Source organism: Clostridium autoethanogenum DSM 10061 (assembly GCF_001484725.1).
GTDB classification, from domain to species: domain Bacteria; phylum Bacillota; class Clostridia; order Clostridiales; family Clostridiaceae; genus Clostridium_B; species Clostridium_B ljungdahlii.
In genome coordinates this window covers 533238-545462 of record NZ_CP012395.1, presented here as the reverse complement: position 1 = coordinate 545462, position 12225 = coordinate 533238, and the positions used below count along the sequence as shown (strand labels likewise).

Below are 12225 nucleotides of genomic sequence, written 5' to 3'. Positions count from 1 at the left end.
AATTTGCTACTTACAAATTTATAATAATATTCATAATATCAAATGTAAAGTAAGCACTTAAAAGTACTGTAGTTACCTAAAGTATACTATTGTGTGCTTATAACACTTTTAAAGGAGAAACTTTTATGGATAAAAAAGATTTGCCTGCATGTCCAGTTGAAACTACACTCTCACTCATAGGTGATAAGTGGAAAGTTTTAATCATTAGAGATTTGCTTACAGGTACCAAAAGATTTGGAGAATTAAAGAAGTCGGTTGGAAGTATTTCGCAAAAAGTTTTGACTCAAAATTTAAGACAGATGGAGCAGGATGGCCTTGTAAATAGAAAAGTATATGCCGAGGTTCCACCTAGAGTTGAGTATTCACTGACAAGCCTTGGATTCAGTTTAAAGCCAATACTAGATGTCATGTGGAGTTGGGGAGAAGAATATAAGAAATGTAGTGTAGGTAATCACTTATGTTAATTGAAAATATTATTTTACTTATACTTATTTTGATTTTATATATAATAGTATGGTATTACGTTGGAAGAAAAGTAAAAGGGGTATTTTTAAAGAAAAATAAAAATTTAAAAAAGAGATTGTACTGGATTGCATTTTGGTTTATAGCTTTTTCTTATGTTATAAGTTCTATATTTAAAAGTGTTGTATCAGTAAACAACATATTAGCTTCTTTATTAACACTAATAGGAGCAGTATCCCTAGGCACTTTTTATTATTTACTTATATTGTTTATACTCACGGATGTGGTAAAGTTTGTTTTAAAAAAAGTAGGATTTAAGGGGAGAATTAGAAATTATATAAGCGCCATATATAATGACGGAATTTCAATTTTTATAATAGTTTTAATTATTTTTTGCTTTGGCATGTGGAATGCCCTTCATCCAGTCGTAACAAATTATAGTATAGATATAAATAAAAGTGCAGGTAAAATAAATTCACTAAACGTGGTAATGGTGTCAGATGTACACATGGGTATAATGATTAAGGAAAAAGGTATTGATAAAATGGTGAATTCCATAAATAAATTGAAACCTGACATAGTTTTATTTTGTGGAGATATGGTTGATGAAAGCACCACTACGAAGTTAAAGAAGTATTATGGACAAGCTTTTAAAAGGATAAACTCAAAGTATGGTGTATATTACATTACAGGAAATCATGAATATGGAGAAAATTTATCTGAAACAATTAGTTATATGAATAAAGCAAAGGTTAAAGTACTGCAAGATAAAGCAGTTAAAATAGACAATAGTTTTTATGTGGTAGGTAGAAAGGATGCTGATAGCGGCGAAAAGATAAAACCGCTAAATGAAATTTTGAAAAATACAGACAAATCCCTACCTATTATAGAATTAAATCATAGACCGGTGGGTCTTGAGGAGGCTCATAAGGAAAATGTGGATTTACAGCTTTCAGGACATACTCATAAGGGACAATTTTTCCCTAATAATCTTATAACAAGGTTTATTTATGAAGATGACTATGGATACCTTAAAAAGGACAATTTTAATTTAATAGTTACTTCTGGTTATGGAACCTGGGGACCTCCCATAAGAATTGGAACAAAAGGTGAAATAGTAAACATTAAAATTAAGTTTAAGCACTAGAGGTGCATGAATTATGAATAAGAAAAATGAGACAAGTAAAACATATATTTTACTTGCCTCATTTTTATTTAGGGGGAATTAAGTTAATGATGTATAATACACTATTAATTTAAGGTAGAATGGCAAATGAACGAACAGGGAAACCGGGTGCCTTTTGAGCCTTAGGAACTATGCTGAAGATTATTGCTCCAGTTGGAGGTACTTTGTCCAAATTGGTCATAACTTCAATTTGATAATGATCTTCTTTTAATACATAATATTCTCCCTGAAATCCAGTTGTTTTTTGTTCTATTGGTGCATCTGTATCAAAGGTTTCATGTCCATTTGCTGCTATTTTACGAGTTTCATATAAGAACTTGAGTGCATCAATGGACCATCCAGGATAATGCTCGTCACCATTTTTGTCAAGATTTAAAAGTTTATCTTGATCCGGCCACCTTTTACTCCAGTCAGACCTAAATGCTACAAAAGAACCTTCTGGTATTTTACCATATTTCTTTTCCCATTCTAAAATGTCATCTACTGTAAGTACGTAGTCATCATTTTCTTTTACTTTCTCTGAAAGATCTATAACCACAAGAGGTAAAACAAGTTCTTGAAGTTCCAATTCATCGATATATCTGCCGCCTTCTGCAAAATGCACTGGAGGATCAAGGTGAGTTCCATATTGTCCTGCAAATGTATATTGTTTTACAAAGAAACCATCCTTGTGAGTGAAAATAGTTTCAAATTTTGCAGGATTAAAGCTTGCAAATCTTGGAGTGTCCGGTCCAAATTCATGGGTAAGATCTACCCATTGGTGTTTTTTTAAATCACTTAAAGTATTCCATAAACTATTAGTCATAATATATAATCTCCTTCTAAATTAAATAATATATTAATTAGCAACCTTCTCTTTAGAGGCTGCAGGTAAAACCGAACTTTTTTTATAAATAGAAGTAATACTAAAACCTACTATTATCCATGCCAAAACTATATAAGGGAATATATTATTAGGAAAGGCTGGTATAGGATAAATATTTGAATAAAAGGTAAATGCTAAAACGAGTAGAGCTATAACTGGTATAATAAGCTGCCATGTCCATATTTTTTTCTTCCCAAAGTATATAAGTGAACCCAAACTTGTTATAAAGTAAGCAACAAGTAAGGCAAGTGCACCTATTGTTCCTATATATCCAAATACTTCTACTCCATCATGTTTAAAAAGTGCTAAAACAGGAATTATTATTATTGCAAGTATGATGTTTAAAGCTACATAAGGAGTATGGTGTTTAGGGTGTACACTAGAAAAAATTTCTGGAACATTACCATCTTTGCTCATTGAATATAAAAGCCTTGAACCTGCAGTCATAGATCCTAAAGCAGTTGAAAAAGCAGAAATACTGATAGCTAGTGTAATTAATATAGTAAATACACTTCCTATATAATTTTTAGAAAGATCTACTATAGTAGATGAGGACTTGGTTAGTGCCCCTATTCCTGAAGCCGATACTCCAAATCCTATAACCTCAGCATAACTTACGAATACGAATATAAGTCCGGTTACAACAACTGTACTTGCAATTGCAAGAGGTATTGATTTTTTAGGATTTTTACTTTCTTCACCAAGACTTGATGCTCCCTCAAAACCACCAAAGCATAGTATTGCATATACGATTCCAGTACCATAATTTGAAAATTTATTCCCATTTCCTTTAAAAGGAACTAAACTTAATCCTTTTGTTGAACCAACTTTTACAAGAATGACCACTGAAAGCAATATTACGAGGAGGATTGATACAGCTTCTATGACAAGCATAATGTTTGTACTTAATTTTACATCGGTATAGGATACAAACCATATAAATACCTCACAAATCAGTGCAAATATAATCCAGGATATGCTTACTCCAGTTAATTCTTTAATAAAGCTAGAAAAAAGAGATCCAAAAGCAGAAGAACATCCAGCAGAAAATCCTATATAGGTAAGGAGCAGAGCCCATCCTGATATTGAAGCAGCTTTTTTACCTAAAGATTTTTCTGTAAATGTATAAACCGAACCTGCAGATGGAAAATATTCATTGAATTTTATAAAAGATACGGCTACAAAGCCCATTAATATAGTTGATATAACAAATACTGCACTTACAGAGTAAGATACTGTTGATGCCATAAGTCCTACATTCATTGACATAGCAAAAGTAGGTGCTATTATTGCAACTGAAAGAGCAATAACTTCTACAAAATTAAGTTGATTTTTTTTAAGGGCATTAATGCCTTTAGAGTTTTCTTTACTCATACTGTTCACTCCTTAGCGAATAGGGTTTTATTTGTACTTTTATCAATCAAATGGAAATCTTATCAGAATATTTGATTTGCGCAAATCGAATGGTTTATCTTATAGAAAAATAAGGTCATTTTTCTATAAGATAAGAAAAATGACCTTTTAATATCATGATATTAAAAATCAATTATCTCATCTATCAGAAATAATCTGCAGGAATTAACACCAATACATTCAAATGAAAACAAATGAAAATGCTGGTTGTTGGGTTTCATAGGGCCAGTCCCTCAACCTCTCTTGATAAGATTTTATTTAATTTAGTTAGTAGTATACTACCAAGGTTATCCTGTTGTCAATAACTTTTTTGAAAGATTAAAGTTGTAATTTATATAGTTGAACTATAAATGAGTTCTTAAATTCCTTTATAAATGTATAATTTAAACACTAAATTTGTCACAAAAAAGCACTACTTGTTTTTTAATGTCTGCTATGATAAAATTTAAGTTAAATTTAGATGCAGGAGGGAAATTATGACACATTTACTTGAGCCACTAAACAGTGGTAAATTAGTTTTAAAAAATAGATTAATTATGCCGCCTATGGCTACAGAGAAATCTGAAGATGATGGAAAAGTAAGTAGTAAGATCTTAGAACATTATGATGAAAAGTCTAGAGGAGGATATTTATCACTTATTATAGTTGAACACAGCTTTATTGCACAGCAGGGAAAAGCTAGTAAGAACCAGCTTTCTGTGGCAAATGATAGTACAATAGAAGGCCTAAGAAAAGTAGCTAGTGTCATTCATAAAAACGGTTGCAAGGCAGTTATGCAGCTTAACCATGCGGGGAGCGCAACTACTATGGCAGTTACAGGAAGTGTTTTGTTAGCGCCTTCAGCTGTGGAAAATCCTTTTATGAAATCAGGTATTCCAAGAGAACTTACTTATGATGAAATTCAGGATATAGTTAAAAGCTTTAGTGATGCTGCTATTCGTGTAAAGGCAGCTGGTTTTGATGGAGTAGAAATTCACTCTGCTCATGGATATCTTTTGAATCAATTTTATTCTCCACTTACAAATAAAAGGACTGATGAATATGGTGGAGATAATGTAAAAGATAGAATTAAAATTCATTTGCAAATAATAGAGGCAGTACGTGAAGTTGTAGGACCTGAATATCCGATTTTCATGAGATTGGGAGCTTCTGATTATATGGAAGGTGGAACTACACTTGAAGATAGTAAAGTTGCGGTTTGTGAATTTGAAAAAGCGGGATTGGATGTTTTGGATATTTCAGGAGGGTTCTGCAGATTTACTGTACCGGGAAATAACTCTCAGGGATATTTTTCAGAACTCAGTGGAAGTTTGAAACAGTTTGTATCAATACCTGTTATATTAACTGGAGGTATTACAAAGGCTGAGGCTGCAGAGAAACTGCTTGTAGATGTAAAAGCTGATCTCATAGGTGTAGGAAGAGCTATGTATAAAGACTCAGAGTGGGCTAAAAGGGCCATTGAAAGTTTTTAACTTAGCGAACTAGTATATTTCGGGAGCATATCTGGATTGATTTACACAAATCTAGGCATGCTCCTTATTTTAATTTCACAAATGTCTTATATTATTAAATCTACATTTAAGTTTTATATTTACAAATGATTAATCTGTTTACAAGTGATTAATAGAATATCATGCAAATAATGCATAATATAATCTTATAAGCTCCTTAAAGGAAAATAAATGTTGAACTTTAAAAAGTTAATTAAAACATATGACTTTAATTTTAACAAGTGTTTTGACAAAAAAAGAAATGTTTGATACACTAAATTTGTTATGATGTTAGAGCATAAAGAAATCGTTTTACATTAATAAAGTAACTTAATGCATTAAATGTTATATCTATATGCATAAGCTTCATAAAAGTATTTTATAAACTATTTATTTTGGGGAGGAAGGATTTATGATAAGTTTAATTGTAGTATTGGCTATAATAATTTCTATTGCACTAGGGTATAAAACAAAAATTAATACAGGATTTTTTGCTATGGGATTTGCGTATATAATTGGATGCTTTGTTTTAAATTTAAAAGCTTCACAGGTAATTGCAATGTGGCCGATAAGTATTTTTTTTGTAATTTTTTCAGTTTCACTTTTTTATAATTTTGCACTTGTAAACGGTACACTGGAAAAACTTTCTTTACATATTTTATATAGATGCCGCAAGATGCCGAAATTACTTCCATTTGTTATTTTCTTTGCAGCAGTATTGATTTCAGGCTTGGGCGCAGGATATTTTACAGTAATGGTATTTTTAGCTCCTCTTACATTACTGCTTTGTAAAGAAACAGGCATGGATACAATGATAGGAGCGGTTATTTTAAGTTATGGTGCATTATCAGGTGCTAATTTTATGACAAGCGGATGTGGTATTGTATTTAAAAGCTTTATCGAATCAGCAGGGTTTAAAGATTTATCATTTTTATATACGGCATATATTTTCATTATTACTATGATCATTCCTATTTTAGTAATTTTGGCTTTTATGATATTTTCAAAAAATTTAAGAAATTTAGGAAAAACATTAAATATAAAAAAACCAGAACCATTTGATAAAAAACAAAAAATAAATCTTTATCTTATTATTGCTATGGTGGTTATAGTTCTTGCGCCTCCAGTTTTACATTTAATTGTTCCTAAAAATGTAGTTATTACTTTTATAAATTCTAAAATGGACGTTGGGCTTGTTTCAATTATTTTTTCTATTATTCTTCTCATGCTTAAGATTGCTGATCAGAAAGCGGCCATTGCAAAGGTACCATGGAGTACTCTTATTATGATTTGTGGTGTTGGTATGTTAATATCAGTTGCAATAAAAGCAGGAACTATAAAATTACTTGCAGGATGGATTAGTGGTAATTTACCTGCTTTTGCAGTGCCTATAGTACTCAGCATAGTAGGGGGATTGATGGCAGCTATTAGCAGCACACTTGGTGTTGTTGTTCCTGCACTTTTTCCGGCTGTTCCATCTATTGCACAGGCAACAGGTATAAGTCCAGCTATTCTCTTCATGTGTATTGTTATTGGCGCACAGTCAGCTTCTATTTCACCCTTCTCTTCAGGTGGAAGTATTGTATTAGGTTCTTGTTCAGATGAGGAAGAACGTACTAAATTATTTCCAAGACTGCTTTTTATTGCAGCTCCTATGTGTATGGGAATTGCCACGGTAGCAAGTATAATTATTTCTCTTGTTGCCAGATAAACTATATTAAAACTGAATGAAAGGTATTAAAAAAAGAGGATAAATCTTCAGTCAATGGAGATTTACCTTCTTTTTTGTGATAAAATAGCTTTCTATGTTTTATTATAAAAGATGTCTTTTACAGACTTTTTAGGTGCTGTGATTTTAAAATTGTATTTTGGCTAAAGAAAGTATTTTTGAAGCTGTAGCATCGTCAGTAATAAGCGTATTTATATACTTTCCACGTATTGCTCCTAAAATTGCCTTAGCTTTAAATTTACCAGCAGCAATACCTATTACATGATTTGCTTGGCGTATAGCAGAAGTATCTATTCCTATGACTTTTTGGTTTATGTCAATATCTACTTCTTCTCCTAGATCATTGTAAACACGTCCGTAAATACATCCTACAGCTTTTAGATCATCTAAATTGTACTGTTTAACTCTTTCTAAATAATTTGCCCAAAGGGAAGAAGAGAACATAGCATCTGTTGTACCTACTCCTGTAAGAATTATATCTGATTTATTTGCAAAGAATATAGTATCACTTAATACAGGTTCATGCATAAGTGCCTTTCTGGCATAATCATTATCTACGTAAAGGGGAGCATATAAATATTTGCATTTACCTCCATATATTTTTGCCATACGTCTCATGAGTTCTTGAGAATCTACAATAGTATTATCTTTAGCAGCGGAGCCTACCATTTGTACAGTAGTTATTGGAAGCTTCTTTTTTGGCTTTAAATTTTTTATTAAATTTAAAAGAGTTTTACCCCAAAGTACACCTACAATAGAATTTTCACTAATTAAATCGTCTACATATTGAGCTCCTAATTTCCCTAGTGTACTTAAGGTTTCTTCATAAGCAAGCATTTTATTATCAAGCACCAGGGCATCTTTTAAATCAAAATTTTCTTTCAAAATATTTTCTAATTTAGGAACTCTACTGTGGGGTTTGTTTATGGTGATTTCTACTACATGTTTGTCACGAGCTTCTTGAAGCAATTTAGAAACTTTAAATCTAGTAGTAGATAATTTGTTTGCTATTTCACTTTGAGTCATATTTAATTCATAATACATATCAGACAACTCGGCAAGAAAATTTAATCTTTCAGCTTCATTTATTTTTTCAAATTCATCTATCATGTTTAACCTCTCAACTAATTTTATATTTAGTGCAAATTTAAAACAACTTTTAATTAACTTAGAAATAATATTATTAAAGAAAACTACTGATAATCCTATACATACAAACTAATTATAATAGAACTAATTTGCTTTTTCAAGACAATGGGTGGAACCTTAGAAATTTAATTTACAAATTTATGTAATTAACCAAATATTTTAGCTAAATTAATGTCTTACCTTCAATTTTAAAATTTGTAAGCAAATCATGTAAAACTAATACAAAAGTATACAAAATTAACTCTTGTTTCACTAATGATATGCTAATTTTATTATGTAAAGGTCAAAATTTGCATAACGCTAATTTTACAGGATAATTTCGAAACATTTGTATAATATATAGACTAATGTTGACTTTACAAAATGAATCTGATATTATTAAATTGTAGTGAAATAATTTTAAAATTAAGTATATATTTATTAGTTGGTCAAATATTCTATTTTAATTTTTAGTAAATAGAAATATGTAGTAATATGCAAAATGTAAACATTTGCTTAGATATATATTAGAAATAAAATTGGTTAATACAGGAGGAAAAAATGAAATGTGAAGATAATGCTTTAGAAGATGTTATTGATTTACATATCCATACCGCACCTGATATTAGGGAAAGAAGATTAAATGACATTGAACTAGTAAAAGAAGCAAAGAGAGTTGGCGCACGTGCTGTTGTTTTAAAATCACATGTAGTACCTACAATGGATAGAGCATGGATTGCACAACAATTAGTTAAAGGAATTCATGTGTTTGGTGGAATTGTTTTAAACCCTCAAATGGGAGGATTGAATATTGCAGCAGTAGAAAATGCTATTAAAATGAATGCAAAAATTATTTGGTTACCAACTTCATTTGCTGCTAATGAACGTAAACAAAAAGGAATGTCAGATGGCGTTGAGGTAATTAATAATGGACAAATTGTTCCTGAACTTGTAAAAATTTTAAAGCTAATTTCAAAGCATAATATTGTTCTTGCTACGGGTCACTTATCGCCGTATGAAATTAGAGTAGTTGTTGAAAAAGCAAAAGAAATAGGTGTGAAGAAAATTTTAATAAATCACCCTGAATGGCCTACTGTAGATATGTCTTTGGATGATCAAAGAGCATTAATAAAATATGGAGTGTACTTTGAAAGGTGTTATGCACACCGTGTAAATGGTAAATATGAGAAGAATTTTTCAACAAACTTAAGAGCAATTGAAAGTTTAGGATATGAATCCACAATCATATCCACTGATGGAGGCCAAATTGAGAATCCTGTGTGGAGCGAAGAATTATATGAGTATATATCATTTTTAAGAAATTCAGGATTATCTGAAGAAGCTGTTAATAATATGACAAAAATATACCCAGCAAAAATGTTAGATCTTGATTAGGCAATAAATGAAATTTTATTACATTATAATAGGGAGGAAGTTATGATTAAGTTATATGATGAAGGCGCATATTTATTAAATGGAGAAGAATTATATTTTGACAATAAAGAATGCAATGAAAAACTTAAAGCAAAATTAGGAAAAGATTATATTAACAAGGAAGAAGCTAAAAAACAAACTATAGCTTATTCTATACTGCAGGATCATAATAAATCAAAAGATAATGTAAACTTAAATATTAAATTTGATGCCCTTGCTTCTCATGACATCACTTTTGTAGGAATTATACAAACATCTCGTGCCAGTGGACTTACAAAATTTCCAATACCATATGTGCTTACTAATTGCCACAATAGTCTCTGTGCTGTTGGTGGAACAATTAATGAAGATGACCATTTATTTGGCTTATCTGCTGCAAAGAAATATGGAGGAATATACGTTCCACCTCATTTAGCAGTTATTCATCAGTATATGCGTGAGATGATGGCAGGCTGTGGAAAGATGATTTTAGGATCAGACAGTCATACCCGTTATGGAGCACTTGGTACGATGGCAATAGGTGAAGGCGGCGGAGAACTTGTTAAACAGCTGCTGTCTCAGACATATGATATATCTTATCCTGGAATTATAGGAATTTATTTAACTGGGAAACCACAAAAGGGTATAGGACCACAGGACGTTGCCCTAGCTATAATTGGTGAAGTATTTAAAAATGGCTTTGTTAAAAACAAGGTAATGGAATTTGTAGGACCAGGAATAGAAAACTTATCTGTAGAATATAGAAATGGTATAGATGTAATGACTACTGAAACTACGTGTTTGACTTCAATATGGAAAACTGATAGCAAAGTTTGTGATTACCTTGAATTACATGGAAGAAAAGAAGATTATAAAGAATTAAATCCTGGAAGCGTTGCATATTATGATGGAATTGTATGTGTTGATTTGTCAAAAATAAAATCTATGATAGCAATGCCTTTTCATCCAAGTAACGTATACACTATCGAAGAACTTAACGCAAACCTTTATGACATATTAGATAAGGTAGAAAAAGATGCCAGAAGCAGAATGTCTAACAAAAATCTTGATTTCTCTTTAAAAGAAAAGATAAGAGATAATAGGTTATATGTAGAACAAGGATGTATAGCTGGATGTGCCGGAGGTAATTATGAAAATATTTGTGAAGCTTCCAGTATACTAAAAGGAAAATCTATTGGAAATGATGAATTCACATTAAATGTTTATCCTTCCAGTCAGCCTGTTTATTATAGTTTAGCTCAAAACGGAATAGCTGCAGAATTGATGCAGACGGGAGCAATAGTTAAGACAGCTTTCTGCGGACCATGTTTTGGAGGAGGAGATACACCTGCTAATAATTCACTCAGTATAAGACATACAACTAGAAACTTTCCTAATCGTGAAGGTTCAAAACCTAATGAAAATCAGCTTTCTTATGCAGCACTTATGGATGCACGTTCAATAGCAGCAACAGCTGCTAACAAAGGATTTGTTACAGCAGCTACAGATTTAGATGCAGATTACAATATACCTAAATATTATTTTAACAAGACGATTTATGATAACCGTGTTTATAATGCTTTTGATAAAGGAAATAGTGATGTAGAATTAAGATTTGGGCCTAATATAAAGAACTGGCCGGATATGCCTGAGCTTCCAGATAACTTAATACTAAAAGTGTGTTCTTTAATCAAAGATCCTGTAACTACAACAGATGAATTGATACCTTCGGGAGATACATCTTCTTATAGATCTAATCCATTAAAGCTTTCGGAGTTTACGCTGTCACGTAAAGATCCTGAATATGTTGGAAGATCAAAACAAATTCAGAAATCAGAAAAAGATAGACTCGCAGGAAAGTCTCCTTTTGATGCAAATAGGGATCTAGAAAAAGTATTTAGTGTAATAAAAGAAGAGTTTGACAGTATAAATACAAGTAATACAGGTATAGGAAGCATGATATATGCAGTAAAGCCTGGAGATGGCTCTGCTAGAGAACAGGCAGCCAGTTGCCAAAAGGTTTTAGGTGGATATGCTAATATTGCAAGAGAATATGCTACTAAAAGATATCGTTCAAATTTGATTAATTGGGGTATACTTCCTTTTGTTATGGAAGATGAACCACAGTTTGAATGCGGCGATTATATATTTATTCCTAATATAAGAAAGGCTGTTGCTGAGAGACCATCTGAAATAGATGCTTATGTGGTAAAGAGGAACCTTAAAAAGTTCAATGTAAAAATTGACAAGCTTACTGAAAAAGAAGTAAATATATTGTTAGATGGATGTTTAATAAATTATAATAAAACAGATAAATAATTTAGTGTAATAAATTTAATTGGCAGTAAAAGTTTTAGCAGAAATATTGTTTGCTAATGATAAATGTAGGATTAATATTTAGAATATCGTTGAAAAGCTGCATTAGATGGAGGATTAACTTCAAGCTAATGCAGCTTTTTATTTAAAATACAATAAATTATTATTTTGAAGCAATTTTACAAAAGTTAGGAAGAAAACAGGGGTGCTTGTTGTGCATGAT

At 31.2% G+C, this 12225-nt stretch carries 9 protein-coding genes and 1 riboswitch; of the genes, 6 read left to right on the top strand and 3 right to left on the bottom strand.

Translation table 11 applies throughout. The features are described 5' to 3' along the window. Nucleotides 1-125: 125 nt before the first annotated feature. A complete protein-coding gene (locus tag CLAU_RS02290; protein WP_013239076.1) occupies nucleotides 126-464 on the top strand; it encodes a winged helix-turn-helix transcriptional regulator in 339 nt (112 codons plus the stop codon). Next, nucleotides 458-1609, top strand: coding sequence for a metallophosphoesterase (locus CLAU_RS02285; RefSeq protein ID WP_013239075.1), 1152 nt, complete (start codon nucleotides 458-460; stop codon nucleotides 1607-1609). Before CLAU_RS02290 ends, CLAU_RS02285 begins: the two co-directional genes overlap by 7 nt. 109 nt (nucleotides 1610-1718) lie before the next feature. Here CLAU_RS02285 and CLAU_RS02280 read toward each other — a convergent pair whose 3' ends face one another. Both CLAU_RS02280 and CLAU_RS02275 read right to left on the bottom strand, forming a co-directional pair. Then, the gene (locus CLAU_RS02280; RefSeq protein WP_013239074.1) at nucleotides 1719-2453 is read right to left on the bottom strand and encodes a cyclase family protein; all 735 of its coding nucleotides are present in this window, start codon (nucleotides 2451-2453) and stop codon (nucleotides 1719-1721) included. A 33-nt stretch (nucleotides 2454-2486) separates the two neighbouring features. Further along, nucleotides 2487-3887 carry an APC family permease gene (locus CLAU_RS02275; protein ID WP_013239073.1) on the bottom strand — a complete coding sequence of 467 codons (1401 nt, stop codon included), beginning with the start codon at nucleotides 3885-3887 and terminating at the stop codon, nucleotides 2487-2489. A gap of 174 nt (nucleotides 3888-4061) precedes the next feature. Continuing rightward, nucleotides 4062-4179: riboswitch (SAM riboswitch) on the bottom strand. A gap of 223 nt (nucleotides 4180-4402) precedes the next feature. On the opposite strand from CLAU_RS02275, the gene CLAU_RS02270 reads away from it, so the two are divergent. Together CLAU_RS02270 and CLAU_RS02265 are read left to right on the top strand one after the other, a co-directional pair. Then, the gene (locus CLAU_RS02270) at nucleotides 4403-5398 is read left to right on the top strand and encodes an NADH:flavin oxidoreductase (RefSeq protein WP_013239072.1); all 996 of its coding nucleotides are present in this window, start codon (nucleotides 4403-4405) and stop codon (nucleotides 5396-5398) included. Between the two features lie 430 nt (nucleotides 5399-5828). Then, a complete protein-coding gene (locus CLAU_RS02265; protein ID WP_023161858.1) occupies nucleotides 5829-7127 on the top strand; it encodes an SLC13 family permease in 1299 nt (432 codons plus the stop codon). 144 nt (nucleotides 7128-7271) lie between these two features. On the opposite strand, the gene CLAU_RS02260 is transcribed toward CLAU_RS02265, so the two are convergent. Beyond that, nucleotides 7272-8255 carry a sugar-binding transcriptional regulator gene (locus CLAU_RS02260; RefSeq protein ID WP_023161857.1) on the bottom strand — a complete coding sequence of 328 codons (984 nt, stop codon included), beginning with the start codon at nucleotides 8253-8255 and terminating at the stop codon, nucleotides 7272-7274. A 579-nt stretch (nucleotides 8256-8834) separates the two neighbouring features. On the opposite strand from CLAU_RS02260, the gene CLAU_RS02255 reads away from it, so the two are divergent. Both CLAU_RS02255 and CLAU_RS02250 read left to right on the top strand, forming a co-directional pair. Continuing rightward, nucleotides 8835-9668 (top strand): DUF6282 family protein, encoded by an 834-nt coding sequence (locus CLAU_RS02255; protein WP_013239069.1) that lies wholly within the window; start codon nucleotides 8835-8837, stop codon nucleotides 9666-9668. A 42-nt stretch (nucleotides 9669-9710) separates the two neighbouring features. Beyond that, nucleotides 9711-12005 carry a hydratase gene (locus CLAU_RS02250; protein ID WP_023161856.1) on the top strand — a complete coding sequence of 765 codons (2295 nt, stop codon included), beginning with the start codon at nucleotides 9711-9713 and terminating at the stop codon, nucleotides 12003-12005. Nucleotides 12006-12225: the final 220 nt, after the last annotated feature.

Coding starts and splice junctions, on each gene's coding strand:
- CLAU_RS02290 (WP_013239076.1), top strand. CDS start 126: ATGGATAAAAAAGATTTGCCTGCATGTCCAGTTGAAACTACACTCTCA.
- CLAU_RS02285 (WP_013239075.1), top strand. CDS start 458: ATGTTAATTGAAAATATTATTTTACTTATACTTATTTTGATTTTATAT.
- CLAU_RS02280 (WP_013239074.1), bottom strand. CDS start 2,453: ATGACTAATAGTTTATGGAATACTTTAAGTGATTTAAAAAAACACCAA.
- CLAU_RS02275 (WP_013239073.1), bottom strand. CDS start 3,887: ATGAGTAAAGAAAACTCTAAAGGCATTAATGCCCTTAAAAAAAATCAA.
- CLAU_RS02270 (WP_013239072.1), top strand. CDS start 4,403: ATGACACATTTACTTGAGCCACTAAACAGTGGTAAATTAGTTTTAAAA.
- CLAU_RS02265 (WP_023161858.1), top strand. CDS start 5,829: ATGATAAGTTTAATTGTAGTATTGGCTATAATAATTTCTATTGCACTA.
- CLAU_RS02260 (WP_023161857.1), bottom strand. CDS start 8,255: ATGATAGATGAATTTGAAAAAATAAATGAAGCTGAAAGATTAAATTTT.
- CLAU_RS02255 (WP_013239069.1), top strand. CDS start 8,835: ATGAAATGTGAAGATAATGCTTTAGAAGATGTTATTGATTTACATATC.
- CLAU_RS02250 (WP_023161856.1), top strand. CDS start 9,711: ATGATTAAGTTATATGATGAAGGCGCATATTTATTAAATGGAGAAGAA.